21 protein-coding genes are annotated in these 23549 nt (G+C 71.6%); 15 read left to right on the top strand and 6 right to left on the bottom strand.

Annotated features, from left to right (window positions below):
* Positions 1–38: 38 nt before the first annotated feature.
* Entirely contained in the window at positions 39–563 is a 525-nt protein-coding gene (locus AA0Z99_RS10955) for a hypothetical protein (protein ID WP_413317280.1), read from the top strand.
* A 7-nt stretch (positions 564–570) separates the two neighbouring features.
* Here the strand turns inward: AA0Z99_RS10955 and AA0Z99_RS10950 are convergent, their stop codons facing one another.
* Positions 571–1113, bottom strand: a complete 543-nt coding sequence (locus AA0Z99_RS10950; RefSeq protein ID WP_413317279.1) for a hypothetical protein — start codon at positions 1111–1113, stop codon at positions 571–573.
* 220 nt (positions 1114–1333) lie between these two features.
* On the opposite strand from AA0Z99_RS10950, the gene hisD reads away from it, so the two are divergent.
* The 14 genes from hisD (at position 1334) to AA0Z99_RS10880 (ending at position 18188) form a co-directional block, all read left to right on the top strand.
* Positions 1334–2659: a histidinol dehydrogenase gene (hisD, locus tag AA0Z99_RS10945; protein ID WP_413317277.1), complete on the top strand. Its 1326-nt coding sequence runs from the start codon at positions 1334–1336 to the stop codon at positions 2657–2659.
* A gap of 2 nt (positions 2660–2661) precedes the next feature.
* Positions 2662–3504 carry a nitrilase-related carbon-nitrogen hydrolase gene (locus AA0Z99_RS10940; RefSeq protein WP_413317275.1) on the top strand — a complete coding sequence of 281 codons (843 nt, stop codon included), beginning with the start codon at positions 2662–2664 and terminating at the stop codon, positions 3502–3504.
* Positions 3501–5021 (top strand): purine-cytosine permease family protein, encoded by a 1521-nt coding sequence (locus tag AA0Z99_RS10935; RefSeq protein WP_413317273.1) that lies wholly within the window; start codon positions 3501–3503, stop codon positions 5019–5021. Before AA0Z99_RS10940 ends, AA0Z99_RS10935 begins: the two co-directional genes overlap by 4 nt.
* Before the next feature lie 241 nt (positions 5022–5262).
* On the top strand, positions 5263–6306 hold the full coding sequence (locus AA0Z99_RS10930) for a galactitol-1-phosphate 5-dehydrogenase (protein WP_413317271.1): 1044 nt from the start codon (positions 5263–5265) through the stop codon (positions 6304–6306).
* Positions 6307–6345: 39 nt separating this feature from the next.
* Positions 6346–7296 carry a sugar-binding transcriptional regulator gene (locus tag AA0Z99_RS10925; protein WP_413317269.1) on the top strand — a complete coding sequence of 317 codons (951 nt, stop codon included), beginning with the start codon at positions 6346–6348 and terminating at the stop codon, positions 7294–7296.
* 132 nt (positions 7297–7428) lie between these two features.
* Positions 7429–8436: a deoxyribose-phosphate aldolase gene (gene deoC / locus AA0Z99_RS10920; RefSeq protein WP_413317267.1), complete on the top strand. Its 1008-nt coding sequence runs from the start codon at positions 7429–7431 to the stop codon at positions 8434–8436.
* Between the two features lie 11 nt (positions 8437–8447).
* Entirely contained in the window at positions 8448–9956 is a 1509-nt protein-coding gene (locus AA0Z99_RS10915; protein WP_413317265.1) for an aldehyde dehydrogenase family protein, read from the top strand.
* Complete coding sequence (locus AA0Z99_RS10910) at positions 9953–10813, top strand: aldehyde dehydrogenase family protein (protein ID WP_413317263.1); 861 nt, start codon at positions 9953–9955, stop codon at positions 10811–10813. The genes AA0Z99_RS10915 and AA0Z99_RS10910 overlap by 4 nt, the downstream gene beginning before the upstream one ends.
* Positions 10814–11007: 194 nt before the next feature.
* Positions 11008–12051, top strand: coding sequence for a zinc-binding dehydrogenase (locus AA0Z99_RS10905; RefSeq protein ID WP_413317261.1), 1044 nt, complete (start codon positions 11008–11010; stop codon positions 12049–12051).
* Positions 12048–13586, top strand: a complete 1539-nt coding sequence (locus AA0Z99_RS10900) for a xylulokinase (RefSeq protein WP_413317259.1) — start codon at positions 12048–12050, stop codon at positions 13584–13586. The genes AA0Z99_RS10905 and AA0Z99_RS10900 overlap by 4 nt, the downstream gene beginning before the upstream one ends.
* 36 nt (positions 13587–13622) lie before the next feature.
* Positions 13623–14591 carry a substrate-binding domain-containing protein gene (locus tag AA0Z99_RS10895; RefSeq protein WP_413317257.1) on the top strand — a complete coding sequence of 323 codons (969 nt, stop codon included), beginning with the start codon at positions 13623–13625 and terminating at the stop codon, positions 14589–14591.
* A gap of 4 nt (positions 14592–14595) precedes the next feature.
* Complete coding sequence (locus AA0Z99_RS10890) at positions 14596–16200, top strand: sugar ABC transporter ATP-binding protein (RefSeq protein WP_413317255.1); 1605 nt, start codon at positions 14596–14598, stop codon at positions 16198–16200.
* Positions 16197–17195 carry an ABC transporter permease subunit gene (locus AA0Z99_RS10885; RefSeq protein WP_413317253.1) on the top strand — a complete coding sequence of 333 codons (999 nt, stop codon included), beginning with the start codon at positions 16197–16199 and terminating at the stop codon, positions 17193–17195. Before AA0Z99_RS10890 ends, AA0Z99_RS10885 begins: the two co-directional genes overlap by 4 nt.
* A gap of 51 nt (positions 17196–17246) precedes the next feature.
* Positions 17247–18188: a sugar-binding transcriptional regulator gene (locus AA0Z99_RS10880; RefSeq protein ID WP_413317251.1), complete on the top strand. Its 942-nt coding sequence runs from the start codon at positions 17247–17249 to the stop codon at positions 18186–18188.
* Between the two features lie 15 nt (positions 18189–18203).
* On the opposite strand, the gene AA0Z99_RS10875 is transcribed toward AA0Z99_RS10880, so the two are convergent.
* The 5 genes from AA0Z99_RS10875 to AA0Z99_RS10855 all read right to left on the bottom strand — a co-directional run bounded on the left by AA0Z99_RS10875 (position 18204) and on the right by AA0Z99_RS10855 (position 23528).
* Positions 18204–18602 carry a GlcG/HbpS family heme-binding protein gene (locus AA0Z99_RS10875; RefSeq protein WP_072314886.1) on the bottom strand — a complete coding sequence of 133 codons (399 nt, stop codon included), beginning with the start codon at positions 18600–18602 and terminating at the stop codon, positions 18204–18206.
* 450 nt (positions 18603–19052) lie between these two features.
* Positions 19053–20105: an ABC transporter substrate-binding protein gene (locus AA0Z99_RS10870; protein ID WP_413317249.1), complete on the bottom strand. Its 1053-nt coding sequence runs from the start codon at positions 20103–20105 to the stop codon at positions 19053–19055.
* Positions 20106–20155: 50 nt separating this feature from the next.
* A complete protein-coding gene (locus tag AA0Z99_RS10865; RefSeq protein ID WP_413317247.1) occupies positions 20156–21250 on the bottom strand; it encodes an ABC transporter permease in 1095 nt (364 codons plus the stop codon).
* A complete protein-coding gene (locus AA0Z99_RS10860; RefSeq protein ID WP_413317245.1) occupies positions 21247–22029 on the bottom strand; it encodes an ATP-binding cassette domain-containing protein in 783 nt (260 codons plus the stop codon). Before AA0Z99_RS10860 ends, AA0Z99_RS10865 begins: the two co-directional genes overlap by 4 nt.
* Positions 22026–23528 (bottom strand): xylulokinase, encoded by a 1503-nt coding sequence (locus tag AA0Z99_RS10855; RefSeq protein ID WP_413317243.1) that lies wholly within the window; start codon positions 23526–23528, stop codon positions 22026–22028. The genes AA0Z99_RS10860 and AA0Z99_RS10855 overlap by 4 nt, the downstream gene beginning before the upstream one ends.
* Between the last annotated feature and the right edge of the window lie 21 nt (positions 23529–23549).

Genomic DNA, 23549 nt, shown 5'->3' with positions numbered 1-23549 from the left:
AGCGGGCGCCTCCCAGTCGCGTGCGGCATGCTCCCGCCATGTCGGTCACGCATCCTCCCGCGCCAACCGCTGCCGGCAGATCGATGGCGCTCACCGCCTGGGTGACGATCCTCGCGCCCCTGGTGGCGGTCGCGATCAAGCTCGCGTCGGCCGGCTGGCTGGTCGTCTTCCTCGTGCTCTCGAGCCCGCTGTGGCTCGCCGGGTACGCACTGCTCGTCGTCTGCGTGTCGCGCGGCATGCTGCGCACGCAGGGCGTCCTGCGCGAGCGTCGGCGGCGCGTTCGCGCGCGGATCTGGGCGTGGATGACCTCGATCGGCGTCGTGCTCGCGGGGCTCACGGTCATCGACGGCGGTGATTCGCCCGGATCCGTCCAATCGACCCTCACGCTGCTGCTGGGCGCTCCCGCGTCGTCCTCATCCCTGCACGACCTGTCGGAGCTGATCGCGCTCATCGCCGTGCTGGCGTGGGCCGTCGGCTGGGTCGCGCTCCTGGTGGAGTGGGCGGTCGGCGCGCAGTCCCGTCGCCGAGCGGTCCCGCGAGTCGCCCCGCCCGTCGTGGAGTAGTCCGGCCTCAGCGCCCGCGCGGCAGGAAGCGCTCGTGCGCGGTCGCGAGCGAGATGCGCTGCAGCTCGGCGATCTGCTGCTCGGCGCGCAGCTTGAGCGCCTCGAGCATCCGCACGTCGAATCGCCGATCGTCCGCTGCCAGCTCGAGCAGCGCGTCCCACATGGACAGCTTCGCGCGCACCATGCCGGTCAGCACATCCAGCTCCAGCTGCGCCATCGAACCGCGCCGGAGGCGGAAGGCGTTGATCGGGTTCGCCTGGCCGACGGCCCGGAAGGCGAGCGTGAGCAGGCGCTTCCAGCCAGCGGGGCGGAAGCCGAGCCGCTGGATGAGCGCCGCGAGGTCGCGCCGATCGCGATCGATCTCCTCCTGGAGCGCCAGCAGCGGCGCCTCGTGCGCGGTGCCCGCCCAGGTGCGCGCGGCGGCGCCGAAGGCGCTCAGGCCGCCCTCCGAGCCGAGCAGGTGCTCGTTGAGGTAGCGGGAGAGGTTGTCGTCGGCCTCGGATGCGTCGTGTCGCGGTCGGTCGCGATCGCCGCGTCGGTCGTCGTCCATCAGCACTCCTCGCATCGTCCGCGCACTCAGGGCATCGGCGGCCAGGGCATCGTCGGCGCCCTCAGCGCGAACCCACGCTAAGCCGCGCATCTGGCTGTCGCCTGCGAGCAGCGCGCGTGGGGGCCGCATGCTCTTCGGGAAAGAACCATAGGGTTGCCCTCAGTAATCGTTCGCTTCATGCCCCCTTGTCCGATGGCTCACGCGGATCTAGGCTCGCCGCATGCGCCTCACCTCTCACACCGCCACCCAGCTCGACGGCCGCTTCCGCTTCCTGAAGCAGGGCATCGACGTGCCCGCAGCGCAGCGCGATCCTGCGGTCGTCGACACCGTCGCGACCATGCTCGCCGACATCGAGCGCGAGGGCCTCGACGCCGTGCGCCGCTACGCCGAGCAGCTCGACGGCACGACCGGCGAGCTGGCCGTGGATCCCGAGGTCGTCGCCACCAGCGGTGACCGCCTCGACCCCGCCCTCCGCGCCGCGATCGAGCTCGGCGCCGAGCGCACCCGCGCCTTCGCGCGCGAGACCCGCAGCCACCTCCAGGACTTCGAGGTCGAGCCCGTCCCGGGCCTCGTCACGGGCGTGCGCTACGTGCCCGTCGGCAGCGTCGGCGCCTACCTGCCCGCCGGGCGGTTCCCGCTCACGGCATCCGCCTTCATGACCCTCGGCGTCGCGGCCGAGGCGGGCGTGCCCCGCCGCATCGCCTGCACGCCCCCGCAGCCGAACGGCAAGCCGAACGACGCCGTGCTCTACGCGGCGCACCTCTCGGGCGTCGACCGCGTGTGGATGCTCGGCGGCGTGCAGGCGCTCGCCGCCATGGCCTTCGGCCTCCTCGACGAGCAGCCCGTCGACATGCTCGTCGGCGCCGGCAACGCCTACGTCGCCGAGGCCAAGCGCGCGCTCTTCGGCCGCGTCGCGATCGACCTGCCCGCGGGCCCCTCCGAGGTCGCCGTGCTCGCCGACGCGAGCGCCGACGCCGACTGGGTGGCCGCCGACCTGCTGGGGCAGGCCGAGCACGGCACCAACTCGCCCGCAGCGCTCGTCACCACCTCGGCCGAGCTCGGCGAGGCCGTGCTGGCCGCGGTCGATCGCCGCCTCGAGACGCTCGAGACCGAGTGGGTCGCAGGGCCCGCGTGGCGCGACCACGGCTTCGTGATCGTCGCCGACGACATGGAGACCGCGATCGCGGTCATGGACGACCTCGCGCCCGAGCATCTCGAGCTCATGACCGAGGACGACGACGCGGTGCACGCGAAACTCACGAACTACGGCTCCGTCTTCCTCGGCCGCTGGAGCACCGTCGCCTACTCCGACAAGGGCATGGCCGGCACGAACCACGTGCTGCCGACCGCAGGCGGGGCGAAGCACACGGCCGGCATGTCGGTCTCGCGCTACCTGAAGGCGCTCACCTACCAGCGCATCGCGCCCGAGGCGACGCCCGCGCTCGCGGAGGCGGTCGCGACGATCTCGCAGTCGGAGGGCATGGCCGCGCACCGCGACACGGCGACGCTGCGACTCGAGGCACTGGCGCGCGAGGCGCAGGACTGACCATGAGCCGCCAGGTGACCGTCGCGGTGCGCAGCCCGCGCATCCGTGCGGGGGCGCTCGCCGACAACCTGGCGGCATGCCGATCGGCGATCGACGAGGCGGCTCTCGAGGGCGCCGAGCTGATCGTGCTGCCAGAGCTCGCGACGAGCGGCTACGCGCTCGTCGACGCCGCCCAGGTGGCGAGCTGCGCGATGGCGGCCGACGACGAGCGGCTCCTCGCGCTCGGTGAGGGGCTCCCGGAGCGCACGGTGCTCGTCGTCGGCTTCGCCGAGCGCCACGACGCCGGCGTCGCCAACAGCGCAGCGGTGCTCGCGGGCGGCAGGCTGCTCGCCGTCTACCGCAAGACGCACCTGTGGGGAGGGGAGTCGCGGCTCTTCACCGCGGGCGAGGAGCCGGCTCCGGTCGTGGCGACGCCGATCGGCCGGCTGGGCATCGCCATCTGCTACGACATCGAGTTCCCCGAGCTGCCGCGCGCGCTCAAGCTGCAGGGCGCCGAGCTGCTCGTCGCGCCGGTCGCGTGGCCCATCGTGCCGCGGCCCGCGGGGGAGCGCCCGCCGGAGCTCGTGCAGGCGATGGGCACCGCCCGCTCGTCGCGGCTCCCCATCGTGATCGCCGACCACCGCGGCGCCGACGGCGGCATCGCCTGGACGGGCGGCACCGCCATCGTCGACGGCGAGGGCTGGATCGCCGGCGCTGACGCCGCCGGCACCACCGCGACCGTCGAGATCCGCGCTGACACCCGTGCCGGCGACCACAACGACCTGATCGGCGACCGGCGCCCCGAGCTCTACGGCGAGCTCGGGCACCGCCGCGCTGCCCCCACCGAAGGAGAGGGTCAGCGATGACCACCCAGCCACCGACCCCCGGCAGCGCGCCCGCGGGCGCCAGCACCGCATCCGCATCCGCATCCCGCCGCGCCGAGAGCCCCCGGGCCGAGAGCATCGAGTCGAAGTCGATCGACTTCGTGCCGCTCGACGAGCGCAAGGGCTCGGTCGCCTCGCTGTTCCCGCTGTGGTTCATGTCGAACGCGAACCTCACGACGCTCGCGACCGGCATGCTCGGCGTCGCGATGGGCGCCACCTTCGGCGCCTCGGTGCTCGCGATCCTGCTCGGCGTCGCGGTCGGCACGGTGTTCACCGCGTTCCACTCGGCGCAGGGGCCGCAGCTGGGGCTGCCGCAGATGCTGCAGTCGCGCGCGCAGTTCGGCTACCGCGGCGTCGCGGTCGTCTGCCTCGTCACGATCCTGTCGATCGTGGGCTTCAACGTCTTCAACCAGATCCTCGCCGGCGAGGTCCTCACCGCCACCACCGGCGTCGACGTGCCGCAGCTCTGGTACGTCGTGATCACCGCGCTGGCCCTGGCGCTCGCGGTCGTCGGCTACCACTGGATCCACCGCACGCAGCAGTGGCTGACGCTGCTGTTCCTAGCCACCTTCGGCGTCTTCTCGGTCGCGGCGATCTTCGTGCTGCCGCTGCCGATCGAGCAGCTGGGCCTCGGCGACTTCGCGTGGCCGGCGTTCCTGGTGCAGTTCGCCGGTGCCGCCGGGTACGGCCTCGGCTGGGCGCCCTACGTCTCCGACTACTCGCGCTACCTCGCGCCGCGCACGAGCCCGATCGCCGCCACCTTCTACACCTACGCCGGCGTCTTCGTCGGGGCATCGTGGCTCATGGTGCTCGGCGCGTTCGTCGCCGCGACCTTCGCGGCCGACGCATCCCCCATCGCCGCCGTCGCGGCGGTCGCCGAGAGCGTGCTGCCAGGATCGAGCCCCTGGCTGCTCATCGCCGCGCTGCCCGGCCTCGTCAGCGTCATCACCGTCAACATCTACGCGGCGTCGATCGAGGGCATCACCGTCGTCGACTCGTTCCGCCCGCTCGCGGCGACGCGGCGCGTGCGCGTCATCGCCTGCTCGATCGTGGCGCTCGTGGGCATGTCGGGGGCGCTGTTCAGCACCGGCGACTTCCTCGACAACTTCGGCAGCTTCCTCGTGATCCTGCTCTACGTGCTCGTGCCGTGGACGAGCATCAACCTCGTCGACTACTACGTCGTGCGCAAGGGCCGCTACGCCATCCTCGAGATGTTCAAGGCCGACGGCGTCTACGGCGCCTGGGGCTGGCGCGGGCTCACCGCCTATGCGATCGGCATCGTCGCGATGGTGCCCTTCGCGGTGACGACCTGGTTCGTCGGGCCTGTCGCCGAGGCGATCGGCGGCATCGACGTCGCGCTGTTCGTCGGGCTCGTCGTCGGGGCGGTCGCCTACCTGCTGCTCTGCGTCGGGCTCGACCGGCGCGAGGAGGAGCGGGTGATCCAGGAGGCGCTCGAGGCGGGCGGGCCCGCGTCGGTGAGCTTCCACGGGGAGCGGTAGCCGGCGCAGGCGACAGCGCTGGCGTCGGCGACCGCGGGATCGCGATCGGCGCTCTCGGCGCTGGAGCCGCCGGCCCGGGCCTCCGCGGCTGCTCAGATGTTGGCGGCCCGCAACACCTGCTGCTCATATGAGCAAGAGGCGCAACATCTGCTGACGAAGGGCTTCCGTCGGCCTAGCGTGGAGCACGACGCACCGACCTCCTGAGGGCCGGTGCCCCGCACGCACGGGCAGGAGCCGACGCATGACCGAGAAGATGACCGCCGTCCAGATGTACGCGCCCGGCGACCTCCGGGTCGAGGAGGCCGACATCCCGACGCCCGGCGCCGGAGAGATGCTCGTCGCCGTGGCGGCGTGCGGCGTTTGCGGCTCCGACATCCCGCGCATGAACGTGAACGGCGCTTACCGCGCACCGATCATCTGCGGGCACGAGTTCTCGGGGCACGTGGTCAGCGTCGCCGACGACGTCACCGCGTTCGCCGAGGGCGACCTCGTCTCCGTGCCGCCGCTGCTGCCCTGCCGCACCTGCGAGAGCTGCGAGGCCGGGCACTTCAGCCTCTGCGAGGACTACGACTACTTCGGCAGCCGTCGCGACGGCGCCTACGCCCAGTACGTGACGGTGCCGGAGGACAACGCCCTGAAGATGCCGGAGGGCCTCGATCCCCGAGCCGCGGCGATGATCGACCCGAGCGCGATCGCGCTCCACGCGCTGCTGCGCACCAGCGTCGGCGAGGGCTCACGCGTCGCGGTCATCGGAGCCGGGCCGATCGGGCTGTTCGCGGTGCAGTGGGCGCGGATCATGGGCGCGACCGAGGTGCTCGCGGTCGACCTCAACGAGCAGAAGACCGCCATGGCCGTCGAGGCGGGCGCCACGCACACCGCGATCGACGCCGATGAGGCGCGCGAGCACGCGGGCAAGGGCTACGACGTCGTGATCGAGTCCGCAGGCGTGCCGCCCACCATCGCGCTCGCGGTGTCGCTCGTCGCTCGCCGCGGACACGCGGCCTTCATCGGCATCCCGAATGCCACGGTGGAGCTGGAGAAGAAGGTGTTCAGCCACTTCCTGCGCAACGAGGTCACGCTGCACGGCAGCTGGAACTCCTTCTCCGCGCCGTTCCCGGGCCGGGAGTGGACGGAGTCCGCCGAGCGCCTCGCGAGCGGCGAGCTGCGCTGGGAGTTCATGATCACGCACGAGCTCGGCCTCGACGAGCTGCCCGACATGATGCGTCAGCTGTTCGACCGCTCGGTCTTCAGCTCGAAGGTGCTCTTCCTCCCCAACGGGTCCTGAGCGCGTGACGACGCGATCCGAGCGAACCCGGGCATCCGCATGAACGAGGAGACCGAGCTGCTCGCCGTCAGGGCCGCCGAGCTCTACTACGAGGACGGCAAGACGCAGGACGAGATCGGCGCCATCCTGCGCCTCACGCGCTGGAAGGTCGGGCGCCTGCTGACGCAGGCGAAGGAGGCCGGCTTCATCCGCATCGAGATCGTGCATCCGCGTGCCAGGCGCCTGCCGCTCGAGCGATCGCTGAAGCAGCGCTTCGGGCTCCACGACGCGGTCGTGGTGCCGAGCACCGGTGCGGCGAGCGAACCGGAGCTGCGGCGCAGGGTCGCGGCGGGCGCGGCCGAGTACCTGACGGGGCTCCGGCCCGTGCCGCGCACGCTCGGGCTCAGCTGGGGGCGCACGATGCACGACATCGCCGATCAGTTCGCCGAGGGCTGGGCGAACGGCGTCAACGTCGTGCAGGTCAACGGCGGCGTCAGCCTCAACCGGCGCGCGTCGAACGCCGCGAGCACCGCGGTCAGCATCGCGCAGAAGGCCGGCGGCAGCGCCACGCTGCTGCCGAGCCCGGCGATCCTCGAGGAGCGCACGACGCGCGAGGCGATCGAGTCGGATCGCACCGTCGCGGGCGTGCTCGAGACGGCCCGCGGCGCCAACGCCTACCTGTTCAGCGCTGGCGCGGTCGACGAGCGCTCGGTGCTGGTCGAGAGCGGCTACCTGTCGTCGGATGACGTCGGAGCGCTGGTGCGCAAGGGCGCGGTGGCCGACGTGCTCGGCCGCTTCATCGACGCCGATGGCAACATCATCGATCCCGCGCTCGACGCGCGCACCCTCGGCATCTCGATCGAGACCATCCGCCAGGCCGAGGTCGCGATCGCCGTCATCGCCGGCGAGGCGAAGCACGACATCTGCCGCGTCATCGTCGCGAGCGGGCTCTGCTCCGTGCTCGTCACCGACGACGCGACCGCCATGCACCTGCTGGATGCTCAGCCCTGAGGCAGGCACCGCCACCCCGTGCCCGGATGCGGCGATCCGCACCCGCGCACACCCTCCCCACGCAGCACCCTCCCCACGCAGCACCCCACCCCGACCGGCGCTGGATCGCCGGATCTGAGAGGACCGACCCACATGAGCATCGAGAGAGCAATGGCACCGGCGCAGCGCGCGATCGACATGCTCGGGCAGGACGTGAGCGAGTCTGCGCTGCGCGGGTTCCTGGACGGGCTGCCGGGCGTCGACGCCGTCGGCCTCGAGCAGCGGGCCGCGGGGCTGGGCACGCGGTCGATCAAGACCACCTCCAAGCGCTGGGCGCTCGACAGGATCATCGAGCTGATCGACCTGACCACGCTCGAGGGCGCAGACACGCCCGGCAAGGTGCGCTCGCTCGTCAGCAAGGCGCTGACGCCGGATGCGTCGGACGCCTCGGTGCCGCGCGTCGCGGCCGTGTGCGTCTACGGCGACCTGGTGCCGACCGCCGTCCAGGCCCTCGGCGCCTCCCACGGGGATCCCGATGAGGGGAGGATCGCCGTCGCCGCGGTGGCGACCGCGTTCCCGAGCGGTCGAGCCTCGCGCAGCGTCAAGCTGGCCGACACGGCTGAGGCCGTCGCCGCCGGTGCTGACGAGATCGACATGGTGATCGACCGCGGCGCCTTCCTCTCGGGGCGCTACGGCCTCGTGTTCGAGGAGATCGTGGCGGTGAAGGAGGCCTGCCGTCGCGCCGACGGCAGCTCCGCCTCGCTGAAGGTGATCCTCGAGACCGGCGAGCTCACCACCTACGACAACGTCCGCAAGGCCTCGTGGCTCTCCATCCTCGCCGGCGGCGACTTCATCAAGACGTCGACCGGCAAGGTGAGCCCCGCGGCGACGCTGCCGGTCACCCTGCTGATGCTCGAGGTCGTGCGCGACTGGCACCGCATCACCGGCGAGCGCATCGGCGTGAAGCCGGCCGGCGGCATCCGCACCTCGAAGGACGCCATCACGTACCTCGTCACCGTCGCCGAGACGGTCGGCGAGGAGTGGCTCCAGCCGCACCTGTTCCGCTTCGGCGCATCCTCGCTGCTGAACGACGTGCTGCTGCAGCGGCAGAAGCTGACGAGCGGCCAGTACTCCGGCCCCGACTACGTGACGATCGACTAAGGAGCACCGCCATGAGTTTCCTCGAGTACGCCCCGGCCCCGGAGTCGACGTCCATCCTGCAGCTGCGTGAGGAGTACGGCCTCTTCATCGACGGCGACTTCGTCGAGGGCGGCGGCACGCCGTTCGAGACGATCGCCCCGGCGACCGGCAAGCGCCTGGCGACCGTGTCGTGCGCGGACAGCGGCGACGTCGAGCGCGCGGTCGCCGCAGCGCGCCGCGCCTACGACGGGGTGTGGTCGAGGCTCTCGGGCCGGGATCGCGGCAAGTACCTCTTCCGCATCGCTCGGCTCGTGCAGGAGCGCAGCCGCGAGCTCGCGGTCGCGGAGAGCCTCGACAACGGCAAGCCGATCAAGGAGACGCGCGACTTCGACATCCCGACGGTCGCCGCCTGGTTCTTCTCCTACGCCGGATGGGCCGACAAGCTCGAGCACGCCGGCCTCGGCCCGAACCCGAGGTCGCTGGGCGTCGCAGCGCAGGTCATCCCCTGGAACTTCCCGCTCATGATGCTCGCGTGGAAGATCGCGCCGGCGCTCGCGGCAGGCAACACGGTCGTGCTGAAGCCGGCGTCGACGACGCCGCTCACCGCGATCCTCTTCGCCGAGATCCTGCAGCAGGCCGAGCTCCCGGCCGGCGTGGTGAACATCCTCACCGGCCCCGGCTCGATGGGCGGCGAGCTGGTGGCGCATCCCGATGTGTCGAAGGTCGCCTTCACGGGCTCCACGGCCGTCGGCCAGGCCATCGCGCGCTCGATCGCCGGCCAGCGCAAGCGCCTCACGCTCGAGCTGGGCGGCAAGGGCGCCAACATCGTCTTCGACGACGCGCCGATCGACCAGGCGATCGAGGGCATCGTGAAGGGCATCTTCTTCAACCAGGGCCAGGTGTGCTGCGCCGGCAGCCGCCTGCTGGTGCAGGAGAACCTGCACGACGAGCTCGTGGAGCGGCTCAAGCAGCGCATGCAGACGCTGCGCGTCGGCGACCCGCTCGACAAGAACACCGATGTGGGCGCCATCAACTCGGCCGCGCAGCTCAGCACGATCGCCGAGCTCGCGGATGCGGGGGAGGCCGAGGGCGCACAGCGGTGGAGCCCGGACTGCGCACTGCCGAGCGAAGGCTTCTGGTACGCGCCGACGATCTTCACGAACGTGCAGACGAGCCACCGGATCGCTCGCGAGGAGGTCTTCGGGCCGGTGCTCTCGATCCTGACCTTCCGCACGCCGCCCGAGGCGATCGCGAAGGCGAACAACTCGCCGTACGGCCTCTCCGCAGGCATCTGGAGCGACAAGGGCTCCCGCGTGCTCGCGGTCGCCGACCAGCTGCGCGCCGGCGTGGTGTGGGCGAACACGTTCAACACGTTCGACCCGACGTCGCCGTTCGGCGGGTACAAGGAGTCGGGCTACGGCCGCGAGGGCGGTCGCCAGGGCATCGGCGCCTACCTGCAGCCCGCGGAGGCGACCTCAGCTCCAGCCGGATCGCGCGACGCGCGACCGGGCACCGCCACTACCCGGAAGGCCTCGAAGTGACCCGTCTCGCCGTGCCGAAGACCTACAAGCTCGCCATCGGCGGGTCGTTCCCGCGCTCCGAGTCGGGGCGCACCTACGTCGTCGAGTCGTCGAAGGGCAGGTTCCTCGCGAACGCCGCGCAGGCGTCGCGGAAGGACGCGCGCGATGCGGTGCGCGCTGCGCGCAGCGCGTTCCCGGGCTGGGCTGGCGCGAGCGCCTCCAACCGGGGCCAGGTGCTCTACCGGGTGGCCGAGGTGCTCGAGGGGCGTCGCAGCCAGTTCATCGACGAGATCGCCGCGCAGGAGGGCGCGTCGCGCGCGAGCGCGACGGCCCAGGTCGACGAGGCGATCGACCAGTGGATCTGGTACGCCGGGTGGGCCGACAAGTTCGCCCAGGTCGCGGGCAACGCGAACCCCGTCGCCGGGCCCTACTTCAACATCTCGGTGCCCGAGCCGACCGGCGTCGTCGCGATCGTCGCGCCGCAGGACTCGTCGCTGCTGGGGCTCGTCAGCGCGGTCGCGCCGGCGCTCGTGACCGGCAACACCGTGGTCGTGCTCGCGAGCGAGCGGTTCCCGCTGTCGTCGATCAGCTTCGCCGAGGTGGCCGCCACCAGCGACCTGCCCGGCGGCGTGCTCAACGTGCTCACCGGCTCGCCCGCCGAGGTCGCTCCGTGGCTCGCCGCGCACGCGGACGTCAACGCGATCGACCTCGTCGGCGCGGGCGAGCTCGACTGGGTGGCGCTGGAGACGGCCGCCGTCGAGACGGTGAAGCGCGTGCGCTGGCCCGAGTCCGGGGCTGCGGCATCCGCGCCCTCACTCGAGCGCATCCGCGACTTCACCGAGACCAAGACCGTCTGGCACACGAAGAGCATGCGCTGAGGCATGCGAAGCGCACGCTCTCGGGTGCCGAGAAGGCCGGCAGGACTGCTCATATGAGCAGCGCGAGCCAGCGGATGTGCGAATCCGTTGCCTCCGTTGACACCGCCTGAGCCCGCGCGACACGCTCGACCCAGTGCACTTGTGACAGCCGAGTGCGCAGATGAACACCGACATCCAATGAGGTATGACCGGCCATGCTTGCCTACGAGTTCTCCCACGGCGCGACGATGACGCTCGTCGAGCGCCCGCTGCCGCAGGCCGAGCCGGGCGGCGTGCTGCTCGACGTCGTGGTGGCCGGCATCTGCGGCACGGACCTGAAGATCGCGCGCGGCGAGCACCGACTGTTCCCTGAGGGCACGGTGCGCGTGCCCGGCCACGAGTTCGTCGGCGTCGTGCGCGAGAACCGCTCGGCCCGAGCAGAGCTCGCGCCGGGCACCGTCGTCGCGATCGCGCCGAACGTCGGCTGCGGCACCTGCGTCGCCTGCACCGGGGGGCGCAGCAACCTCTGCACGGCGTACGAGTCCGTGGGCCTCACCTTCGACGGCGCCTTCGCCGAGGCGGTCGCGATGCCGGCGCGTGCCGTCGAGCAGGGCAACCTGCTGCCGCTGCCGGCCGGCACCGACCCGGTCGTCGGGGCCCTGGTCGAGCCTGTCGCGGCCGTGCTCCGCGGCGTGCGCTCGCTCGGCCTCACCGCCTCCGACTCGCTGCTGATCTGCGGTGCCGGACCGATCGGCTTGATCGCCATCCTGGTCGCTCGCCAGCTCGGCGTCGAGCAGATCATCGTGAGCCAGACCTCCGAGCTGCGGCGGCAGCTCGCCCGCGAGTTCGGCGCGACGAGCACGATCGACCCGCGCGCGGAGTCGCTGCCGGAGCGCGTGCACGAGATGACGGAGGCTCGGGGCGCCGACTGCGTGCTCGTCTGCACGCCCGCGCCCAGCGCCTTCCGCGAGGCCCTGCACGCGGCAGCCCTCGGCGGGCGCATCAACTTCTTCGCCGGGCTGCCCAGCGGCCGGGGCGAGATCCCGCTCGACGCGAACCTGGTGCACTACCGGGAGCTCGTCGTCACCGGGTCGACGGCCAACACGACGCAGGACTGCGTGGATGCGCTCGAGCTGCTCCTCGCCGACCCGGAGCCCTATGCGCGGATCGTCTCGCACACCTCGCCGCTGCGCGACATCGCTGCTGCGATGGCGTCGATGGCCGCGGGCGAATCCCTGAAAGCGATGGTGCAGCCATGACCTCATCACCCGTGTTCGTCGGCTGCGACGCCGGCACGACGCTCGTCAAGGCGGCCGTCGTCGACCTCGAGGGCCGGATCCTCGGCGCCGCGTCGGTGCCGTCCCGGCTGCGCACGCCGCGGCCCGGCGTCGTCGACCAGGATCTGCTCGAGGTCGAGCAGCAGGCGCATCGGGCGATCGCGGAGGCGGTGGCGGCCTCCGGCCGCGCGAGCGACATCCGCGGGGTCTCGTTCTCGAGCCAGATGGCGGGCATCGGGGCCGTCGGCGCCGACTTCGATCCCGTCTTCCCCTTCGACTCCTGGCTCGACTCGCGCTGCAGCACCGACATCCGCGAGCTCGCGCACGCCGCCGAGCAGGTCACCCGCATCTCCGGCGGGCCGCCGACCTACTCGCACGGCACGAAGCAGCGCTGGCTCAAGCGCACGCAGCCCGAGGCCTACCGCGCGACGGCGAAGTTCCAGGTGCCCGGCTCCTTCCTCGGCGCCCGGCTCGCGGGCCTCGGCGTCGAAGACGCCTACATCGACTCCTCCTACCTCGGCTTCTCGACCCTCGCCGACACCGAGGCGCGCGCGTGGTCGCCCGAGCTCGTCGAGCTGTTCGGGCTCGACATCGAGAAGCAGCCGCGCATCGTCGAGCCGACCGACGTCATCGGCGCCGTCACCGAGGCGGCGAGCCGCGCGACGGGGATCCCGGTCGGCACGCCCGTGCTGGCCGGCGGCGGCGACCAGCCCGTCGGCGGCCTCGGCGCCGGCATCGTCGAGCCGGGGCAGGCATCGGATTCCGCGGGCACGGCGAGCCTGCTGCTCATGGCGCTCGACCGGTGGGCGCCCGACACCGAGCGGATGTCGCTCATCACCGGCCCATCGATCGTCCCCGGCCAGTACGTGAGCGCCGCATTCGTCAACGGCGGCGGCCTCGCCAACGAGTGGTTGCGCCGCGACGTGCTCGAGCACCCCGGCACGCCGGACGAGGCGTTCGCCGAGCTCGAGGCGCTCGCCGACGCCGTGCCGGTCGGATCCGGGGGCCTGCTGTGGCTGCCGCACATCCAGGGCGGGGTCACGCCGGCGAAGCCCCACCTGCGCAGCGGGTGGATCGGGATCACGGCGAGCCACGGGCGCGGGCACCTGTACCGCTCGATCCTGGAAGGCATCGCCTTCCAGTACGCGGAGTGGGCCGAGCGCGCACCGGTCGTGACGGGCAAGCCGCTCACAGAGGTCAGGGCGCTCGGCGGCGGCTCGAAGTCCGACCTGTGGGTGGGCATCAAGGCAGACGTGCTCGGCGTCCCGATCGTGCGGATGCCGAAGGCCGAGTGCGCGCTGCTCGGCAACGCGCTCATCGCCGCGACCGGCACCGGCTTCATCACCGACATCGCCGCGACCGCGTCGACGTGGCACGAGCTGCCCGCGGCCCGGCAGCCGGATCCCGCCCGCCACGCGCGCTACCGCGAGATGCGCGCCATCTTCGACGAGCTCACCGAGCGCGTCGACCCCGTCTTCCAGCGGCTCGAGCAGTTCTCCGCCGGCGACGACGACTGAACCCCTTCCCCAGCAACCCACCGAATCGAGAGCACCATGGCCAACGAAGTCCAGTCCACCGCACTCCGCGCTCGCAGGCGCTCCCTGCTCGCCCCCGTGCTCATCGCGGGCGCCGCCGTCGCGCTCAGCGGCTGCGCCGCCGGCGGTGGAGGCGGCGGTGACGACGAGATCGTCGTCGGCATCACCGTCTCGAACAGCACGAACCCCTTCTACGTCGCAGAGTCGCGCACGGCAGAGGCGACCGCAGAGGAGATGGGCGCCCGCGTCATCTCGCAGGAGGCGGGGGAGGACGTGCAGGAGCAGTCGAACCAGATCGACCAGTTCGTGATCTCCGGCGCCGACTTCATCGTGATCGACCCCGTCGACTCCGACGGCGTCGGCCCGGCCGTGCAGCGCGCGCAGGATGCCGGCGTGCACGTCATCGGCATCGACTCGGTCGTCACCAACGCCACCGCCTCCGTCACCACGAACAACACGCAGGCCGGCATGATCTCGTGCGAGTCGCTCGCGGAGCAGCTCGGCGGCTCCGGCACGATCGCCATCCTGGACGGCACGCCCATCTCGGCGGTCGCCGACCGCGTCGTGGGCTGCAAGGAGGCGCTCGCCGAGTACCCCGACATCGAGATCGTGGCTGAGCAGCGCGGCGACAACAGTCGCGACGGCGCACTGCCGGTCGCGACCGACATCCTGACGGCCAACCCCGACATCGACGGCATCTTCGCCATCAACGACCCCTCGGCGGCGGGCGTCATGCTCGCGGCGCAGCAGACGAACCGAGACATCATCATCACCTCGGTCGACGGCGCGCAGGCTGCCGTGGACGTCATCCTCGACGGCGGCATGATCACGGCGACGGCGGCTCAGGATCCTGCAGCGCTCGCGCGCCAGGGCGTCGAGATCGGCTTCGCGCTGCTCGACGGCCAGGAGCCCGAGAGCGAGGTCATCGAGCTGCCCACCGAGCTCATCGACGCCGATTCGGCGCCCGACTACGAGCCGTGGGGCTGATCGCATGAGCCCCGAGGCCGACCCTCGCCCCGTCGTGCGCATGCGGGGCATCGTCAAGAGCTTCGCAGGCACCACGGTGGTCGACGGCGTCGACCTCGACCTGCTCGCCGGCCAGGTGCACGTCCTGGCCGGCGAGAACGGGGCCGGCAAGTCGACCCTGATGAAGGTGCTCGCCGGCATCCACGCCGCCGACGCCGGCACGATCGAGCTCGAGGGAGAGCACGTGGAGCACTCCGTGCGCGACGCGCAGGAGGCCGGGATCGCCCTCGTGCACCAGGAGCTGCTGATGGCGCCGAACCTCTCGGTCGCCGACAACCTCGCGCTCGGGCGCGAGCACCGCACGGCGCTGCGCCTGCTCGACCGCCGCACCACGAGGCTGCGCGCTCGCGAGCACCTCGACCGGGTGAAGGCGTCGTTCTCGGAGCTCGAGCGGGTCGAGCACCTGAGCACCGGGCAGCAGCAGCTCGTCGAGATCGCCCGCGCGCTCTCGATGCAGCCCAAGGTGATCGTCTTCGACGAGCCCACGGCATCCCTCTCGCAGCGCGAGACCGCCAACCTCTTCAGGATCATCAAGGAGCTGCGCGCCGACGGCATCGCCATCGTCTACATCACGCACCGCATGGAGGAGATCGCCGAGCTGGCCGACACCGTCACCGTGCTGCGCGACGGCAAGCTGGTCGAGACCCTGGATGCGGCGGAGGCGACGCCCGACGCGATCGTCACGCGCATGGTCGGCCGCTCGATCGAGAGCCTCTTCAGCGACGAGCGCGGCGCGCCCGGCGATGTGGTGCTCGAGGTGCAGGGGCTCGGGGACGGCGCCGGGATCGGCCCCATCGACCTCATCGCGCGAGCGGGCGAGGTGGTCGGCATCGCCGGGCTCGTCGGCTCCGGCCGCTCCGAGTTCGCCCGCCTGCTGTTCGGCGCCGACAAGGCAGCGACCGGCACGGTGCTGGTCCACGGCGAGGACGCCCGCGCGACATCGCCGAGCGCCGCCATGCGCAGCGGCATCGCTCTCGTGCCCGAGAGCCGCAAGGAGCAGGGCCTCGTGCTCGGGCGCAGCATCGCCGACAACGTGGTGCTCTCCAGCCTCCGCCGAGTCTCGAGGGGCGGGGTGATGCGCCGACGCAAGGTCTCCGCGGCCGCGGCGCACGCGCGCTCGTCCCTCGGCATCCGCGGCGCCGAGCAGCTGCAGGTGCGCGAGCTCTCGGGCGGCAACCAGCAGAAGGTGCTGCTCGCGAAGTGGCTCGCGACCGACCCGGCCGTGCTGGTGCTCGACGAGCCGACCCGAGGCGTCGACGTCGGCGCGAAGGCCGACATCTACCGCATCATCGACGAGTGCGCCGCACGAGGCGTGGCGATCGTCGTCATCTCCTCCGAGCTGCCGGAGCTGCTCGGCCTCGCGGACCGCATCGTCGTCATGCGCGAGGGCCAGCTCGTCATCGACCTGCCGAACGAGGGGCTCGAGGAGGAGCTCGTCATGGCGCACGCCTTCGGCCTCGGCGACGAGTCGGCCCTGACCGGCTCGATGCCGCGCACCGCATCCCCGTCCACTGCCACTGCGAACCCCGCCGCGACCGCGCGCGACACCGCGACAGGAGCATCCTCATGACCACCACGGCCCCCGCCCCCGACACCGAGCGCGCACCGAGCCAGCACCCGACCTTCGTGCGCTCGCTCGTGCGCAGCGACCAGCTGGGCGTGGGCGTCGCCCTCGTCGTGCTCATCGCGCTCATGGCCTTCATCGCGCCTTACTTCTGGACGCCGGGCAACCTCATCGAGGTCACGCGGCAGGTCTCCGCCATCGCGATCCTCGCGGCGGGCGGCACCTTCGTGATCCTCACCGCCGGCATCGACCTCTCGGTCGGATCGGCGCTCGGCGTCACCGCCATGGTCGCGATCGTGACGGCGAACGCGGGCCTGCCCGCCATCGTGTCGATCGTGCTCGCGCTCGCCGCCGGCGCGGTGATCGGCATGATCAACGGCGTCTTCGTGGCACGCTTCGCGCTCCCGGCGTTCATCGTGACCCTCGCGGCGCTCACCTACCTGCGCGGCGTCGTCTACGTCGGCACGGATGGCACCACGGTCGTCCCCGAGGAGGTCGGCTTCTCCTGGATCGGCCAGGGCAGCGTGCTCGGCATCCCCTTCGCCGTCATCCTGATGGCCATCGTCTACATCGCCGGCTGGTTCCTGCTGAACCGCACGGTGTTCGGCACGCAGCTCTATGCCATCGGAGGCAACGCCGAGGCGGCGAGGCTGAGCGGCATCCCCGTGCGCCGGGTGATCATGACGACCTACGTCATCTCCGGCCTCTGCGCCGGCATCGCCGGCCTCATCATCGGCGCGCGGCTCGAGAGCGCGGTGCCCGACCTCGGCACCGGCTACGAGCTCGACGCCATCGCCGCCATCGTGCTCGGCGGCACGTCGCTCATGGGCGGCAGGGGATCGCTCGTCGGCACCCTGATCGGCGCCCTGTTCATCGCGGTGCTCTCGAACGGCATGACCCTCATGAACGTCGCGTCCTTCTACCAGGACATCATCATGGGCGTCGTGATCCTGGCGGCCGTGCTCATCGACCGCCTCCGCCGCCGCGGGGCACCTGCCTGAGCGCTCACCGCAGACGCATCGGCGCGAGCGCCGCTGAGCACGGACGGGATCATGGACGATCGATTGACGCTGCGCGCCGCCTACCTCTACTACCGCTCGGATCGCACGCAGGCGCAGGTCGCCGAGAAGCTCGGCATCAGCCGGGTCAAGGTGGGCCGGCTGCTCGCGGCCGCTGAGCGGCGAGGCATCGTGAGCATCGACATCCGGCACCCCCTGAGCAGGTCGACGGCCACCGAGCTGGCGCTCGAGCAGCAGCTCGGGCTGCGCGAGGCGGTCGTGGTCGAGTCGGCTGCCGACGGCGGCGACGAGGAGGAGCTCAGCACCTTCGCGGTCGCCGCGGCAGCCGCATCGCACCTGGCGTCGCTGGAGCTGACCGGCGGCTCGATCGCGGTCGGGTGGGGCATGACCATGCACGCCGTCAGCGAGGCGCTCGCGGACGGCTGGGCGCGCGACGTGCGGGTCTTCCAGCTGAACGGAGCGCTGCCGGTGAGCGGGTACGCGAACAGCGCCGGCGAGATCATGGCGCGCTTCGCGCAGCGCGGTCACGGCACCGCCTACGTGCTGCAGGTGCCTGCGATCGTGGACAGCGCGGCGGTGCGGGCGGCGCTCGAGACCGATCGCACCGTGCGCGCTGCCCTGCAGGGAGCCGAGAGCGCGCCCGTCGCGATCTTCTCCTTCGGCAGGCTCACGCAGGAGTCGGTGCTCGTCTCCTCCGGCTACCTGGCGCCCGCCGAGATCGATGCGCTCGCAGCGCGGGGCGCCGTGGGGGATGTGATCTCGCGCTTCATCGGGCCGGACGGCGCGATCGTCGACACCCGGCTCGACGCGCGCACGATGGGCGTCGACCTGGCCGGGATGCGAGAGCGCGAGCGCTCGATCGGCATCGGCGCCGGCGCGGCGAAGGCTGGGATCGCGCGGGCAGCGATCGCGGGGGGCTTCGTCGACACGATCGTCGTCGACGACGCGCTGGCGGGGGCGCTCCTGCACGGCTGAGCGCCCCCGCGAGGCTCAGAAGGCTGCGGCGCCCGCCTCGGCGACGGCGTGGTCCTGGTCGCCGCCGCCTCCGCTGACGCCGATCGCGCCGACGACCGCGCCGTCGCGCGAGAGCGGGATGCCGCCGGCGAAGATCGCGACCTTGCCGCCGTTGGTGGTGTGGATGCCGAAGAACTGCTGCTCGGGCTGCGCGTTGTCGCCGAGGTCCTTCGTCGAGATGTCGAAGGCGCGCGAGGTCCACGCCTTGCTGATCGAGATGTCGACGCTGCCGATCCAGGCGCCGTCCTGCCGCACGTGCGCGACCAGGTTGCCGCCGGCATCCACGACGGCGATGTTCATGGGCTGGCCGATCTCGTCGGCCTTCGCCTCTGCGGCGGCGATGATGCGGCGGGCGTCTTCGAGCTTCACGGTCATGGTGATCCTCTCGTCGGCGGCGCGTGTGCGCCGCGTGGGCGACGTGCCTGAAGGGCATCGTCGCACGAGTGAGTCTCACAGAGGCGCGGATGGATGACCAGGGAGCGCGCTGGCCGCAAGCACGGAGAGTACGAGAGTGGTGGCTGCTTGTAGACGGGACGAGGAGCTTCGAAGCACGTCTGCATCCCAGCACGACATCGCCGTCGCCACCCGCCGCCGAACTCGAGTCCTTCGAGCCGGTGGCCGCGCCGCTGCCTGCGGTCGCCGCCGAGAGCGGCCAGGAGCCGGGCGACGTCTGGTTCTCGATCGAGTGCGTGTCGGTCAGGCCTCAGCTGCCGTCACGGGTGGTATCTCTGCACGAGGGACCGCGCGCAGTGACCCGACTACGGCGCCCGTGACGGAGACGGGAGGAAGTGTGCACCGCACCTCCCGTCTCCGCCGAGCAGATCGTCAGACCTGGCACTCCGAGATGTAGAAGTACTGCGAGATCTCCGGGTCGTCGGCATTTTCCGTTGTGGCGATGATGTTCTCGAGCACGCGAGGCGTCTCGATCGACCCTTCGTCGCCCGTCAGCGCGGCGTAGGCGTACTCCACGGCGAGCTGACCCTCCTGGATGAAGTCCTGCACCACCAGAATGTTGATGTTGCCCGAGCGCAGCTGCTCCACAGTGCCGGGCTCCGCGTCATAGCCGGCCACAACGATCTCGGCCCCAGCGTTGGCGACCGCGTTCGCGGCACCGGTCGCCGAGTTGCCGTTCACGCCGAACACGCCGGCGAGATCACCATGGGCGAGCATGAGCGACTGCACCTGGCTCTCAGCAGTCGCGACCACGGAGCGCGAGTACTCCGGCTCGAGCAGCGTGACGTTCGGGAACTGCTCCTCCATCACCTGCGTGAAGCCGTCGACGCGCGCGATGTCCGTCGTCGCGCCCGGCACGCCGGAGATGATCGCCACTGTGCCCTCGCCGCCGATGGCCTCGCCGAGCGCCTCGGCAGCTGCGCCGCCGCCCTGCTCGTTGTCCGACATGATCTCGGCGCTGAGGCCGCTCGTGTCCTCGAGCCCGGTGTCGACCGTGATGACCGGGATGTCCGCTGCGAGGAACTGATCGACCGCAGGGCGCAGCGCCGACGAATCCGATGGCACCAGGAGGAGCGCATCGGGCGACGTCGCGAGCAGCGATTGCACGACCGGCAGCTGCTGCGCCGGATCCCATGCGTTCGCGCCCTGGAAGTCGACGGTGACGCCGAGCTCCTCCGCGGCCTGCAGCGCGCCGCAGTACATCGTCTGGTATGCCGGATGCGTCGTCATGCCGGGCACGAGGGCGATGGTGTAGTCCTCACCGGGGCCAGGCGCGGCGCCATCGCCGCTGGCGTCGGGCGCGGGGGTGTCGCCGCTCGCACCGGGCGCTGGATCCGCCGTCCCCGAACAGGCCACGGTTGCGAGCAGCACGAGCGCCGAGGCCGCGAGGCCGATGGATGTTCTTGCTTGATGCTTCTTCAGCATGGTTGTTCCCTTCCTTCGGAGCGCCGTCGCTCCGCAGCTGTGAGCGCGGTCTACGACCGCTCGCCTGAGTACCGGATTCGGATCTGATCCCCGTAGACCGCGAGGACGGTGATGATGCCGATCGCGATCGTCTGCCAGAACGAGGCGATCCCCGCGATGATGAGCCCGATCTGCAGGGTCGACATGATGAGTGCGCCGACCATCGTGCCGAGGACGGACCCCCTGCCGCCCATGAGGCTCGCGCCGCCGATCACGGCGGCCGCGATGGAGGAGAGCTCCATGCCGGTGCCCGCCATCGTGCTGGCGCTGACGAATCGAGACGTGAGCAGGAAGCCGGCGACGGCAGCGAGGGAGCCCGCGAGCACGTACACACGGATGATGTGCCAGTCCACGCCGATGCCCACGCGCCGAGCGGCGCCCTGGTTGCTGCCGATCGCGAAGGTGCGGAGCCCGAAACGGGTCTGCCCGAGGGCGATGGCGGCGATCACGGCGATCACGATGGTGACGATCACCGGGAGGGTGAACCAGCCGCCGAGCGGGGTGTTGCCGATCGCGCCGAGCTGGGGCGGCAGGCCGACGATCTCGGCTCCTCCCGAGATCAGGTTCATCGTGCCCGTCGCGACGCTGAGCATGCCGAGCGTGACGATGAAGGGCGTGATGCGCAGCTTGGTGATGACGAGCCCGTTGATGAAGCCCGCCAGGACGCCGACGCCGAGCGTGGTGGCGAGGCCGAGCAGGATCGCGACACTCGGATCTGCACCGCTTGCGGAGGTCTCGCGCATGACGACCGCGCCGATCACCGCAGAGCACGCCATGACGGCGCCCACCGATAGGTCGATGCCGCCCGTGATGATCACGAAGGTCTGCCCGATCGCGAGGAGCGCAACGACGGTCGCCGTCTGCGAGAGCGCGAGCCAGCTGGCCTTGGAGATGAAGTTCGGTGCGACGAGCCCGACGATGACGACGATCAGCAGTAGCACGAGCACTCGGGCGACATCGCCGTCCCCCCTGCCCAGAAATCCACCGAACCGCTGGAGCGGTGTCCGCGGACCGCGCGCGAGGTCGGGGTCGCCATCGTCGAAGGTGCTGAGCATCGTGGTCTCGACCGGCTCTCGTCGTCCGAGCCGCATCCGCCTGGCGTTCATCGCTCGTCCTCCAGCGCTGCTCCCGTGATCCAGCGGATCATCGACTCGATGCTCTCCACCTTCGGGTCGAGGTCGGCGACGATGCGCCCGCGGTACATCACGAGCACGCGATCGCAGAGCTCGCGCACCTGCGGCAGGTTGTGGCTGATGAGCACCACGGGAACGTCACGCTCGGCGACGGTGCGCACGAGCTCACCCACGCGGTGTTGCTGCTCGACGCCGAGCGCGGCGGTCGGCTCGTCCATGAGCACGAGCTTCGAGCCGCGCGCAGTCGCGCGGGCGACTGCGATCGCCTGCCGCTGCCCGCCGGAGAGCGCGCTCGTGCGCGCGTCGACCGTGCCGATGCGAATGCGCGTGGTTCGCAGCTCCTCCTCCGCGCTGGCGATCATGGCCCGCTTGTCGAGAAAGCCCAGTGCGCCGAGCAGACCGCCGCGCCGCTGCTCCCTGCCCAGGTGCAGGTTCGCCCAGATGGGCAGCTCGAGCGCGAGCGCGAGATCCTGGTACACGGTCTCGATGCCGAGATCACGAGCATGCGAGGGGCTCGCCAGCGCGACCGGCGTCCCCTCGAACTCGACCGTGCCCTCCGTGGGGGCGATCGCGCCCGACAGCACGCCGACGAGCGTAGACTTCCCCGCACCGTTGTCGCCGACGAGCCCGACGACCTCGCCGGCGCGCACCTCCATGTCGACACCTCGCAGCGCCTGCACGTGGCCGTAGTGCTTCGTGACGCCGCGCACGCGGAGCACGGCGGTGCTGGTGGTGGAATCGGCTGCGGTCATGTGGGCATCGCCTCCGCGATCGTGGTGGGGGGTGTGGCCGCTGCGCTCAGCAGGCCGCGCTCGACCGCGCGCTCGCGAGCTGCGCGGAACGCTGCCGCGCGGACGGGGTCTGGCTCCACTCGTCCCGAGATGCGGGCCTCACCGTCGAACGCCACGTCGTCGCCCGCAGCGAGGGCGCCCGCGAGCGCTGCACCGATCGGTGAGTGGTCGAGATCCGAGGAGTGCACGACGGGCAGGCCCGAGGCGTCGGCGATGGCGCGGTGCCAGGTCGTGAAGCGCGCTCCGCCACCCGACAACACGATCTCGCGCACGGGCCGGCGAGCATCCTGGATCGATCGCACCGAGTCGGTGAGCGAGATGGCGACGCCGTCGACGATGGCGCGCATCAGATGGGCGGGGGTGTGCGGGAAGCCGAGGCCGACGAAGGCGCCGCGGGCGCTGCTGTCGACCACTGGTGTGCGCGTCCCGCCGAGGTGCGGGTTGGCGCTCAGGCCGGCTGCGCCGGGGAGCATGGCGTCGGCGGCCTCGAGCAGCTGCGCCTCGGTGGTGGCCCCGAGCAGCAGCTCGTCGGCCAGCCAGCGGGTGGCGAGGCCGGCCGCCAGTACGACGCCCATGGCCATGCGAGCCCCAGGTTGTGCGGCGGCGATCACGTGGTGGGAGTGGCTCTGCTGCTCGACGGATCGCGTGCCGGTCGCGATGGGCACGATCGCCGTGCCGCTCGAGCTGATCGCGATCGCTGCGCGATCGGGGCCCTCGAGTCCGAGTGCGAGTGCCGCCATCGCCTGGTCGCCTCCGCCGGCAGCCACGGGCACGCCGGTCGGGAGCCCGGTCTCGGCCGCGGCGGCGGCGGTGACGAATCCCGCGATCGACAGGGAGGGCACGAGCGGCGGCAACTGCTGCTCTTGGACCCCGGCGAGGCGCAGCAGCTCGGGCACCGGCTGCTCATCGATCACCGAGAACAGCAGCGAGGCGCACGCATCGGTGGGTTCGAGCGCGAGCTCACCCGTCAGGCAGAAGCGAATCCAATCCTTCGGCTGGAGGATGCTGGCGGTGCGGGCGAGCGCGTCAGGCTCGTCGTTCGCGAGCCAGCTCAGGCTCACCCCTGCGAGGCCGGTGGCGATCGGCATCCCGCAGGTCGAGGTCACGAAGCGCTCGCCGACGGCGGCGCGCCATGCCTCGGCCTCGCGACCGCTGCGCGCGTCCGGCCAGATGATCGCGGGCCGCACGGGGCGCCCACCGAGATCGAGCAGCACCACGCCGTGCATCTGGCCGCTCAGGCCGATGCTTCGCGGCGCGACGCTCGGCTGCTGGCGCAGTGCGGCTCGCAGCGCTTGCACCGTCGCGGACCACCACTCCTCGGGATCCTGTTCGGCCCAGCCCGGGTGGGCTCGCTCGACGGCGTAGGCGACCTGTGACGAGGCGATCGTCTCGCCGGTGGAGGAGAGGAGTACGCACTTCACGCTCGACGTGCCCAGGTCGATGCCGAGGTGCACGGACACGGGTCACCTCCATTGGTGCCG

It is taken from the genome of Agrococcus phoenicis (assembly GCF_047302415.1).
Taxonomy (GTDB): Bacteria; Actinomycetota; Actinomycetes; order Actinomycetales; family Microbacteriaceae; genus Agrococcus.
The sequence above is the reverse complement of the archived record's forward strand: the minus strand, read 5'-3'. Positions and strand labels throughout refer to the sequence as shown.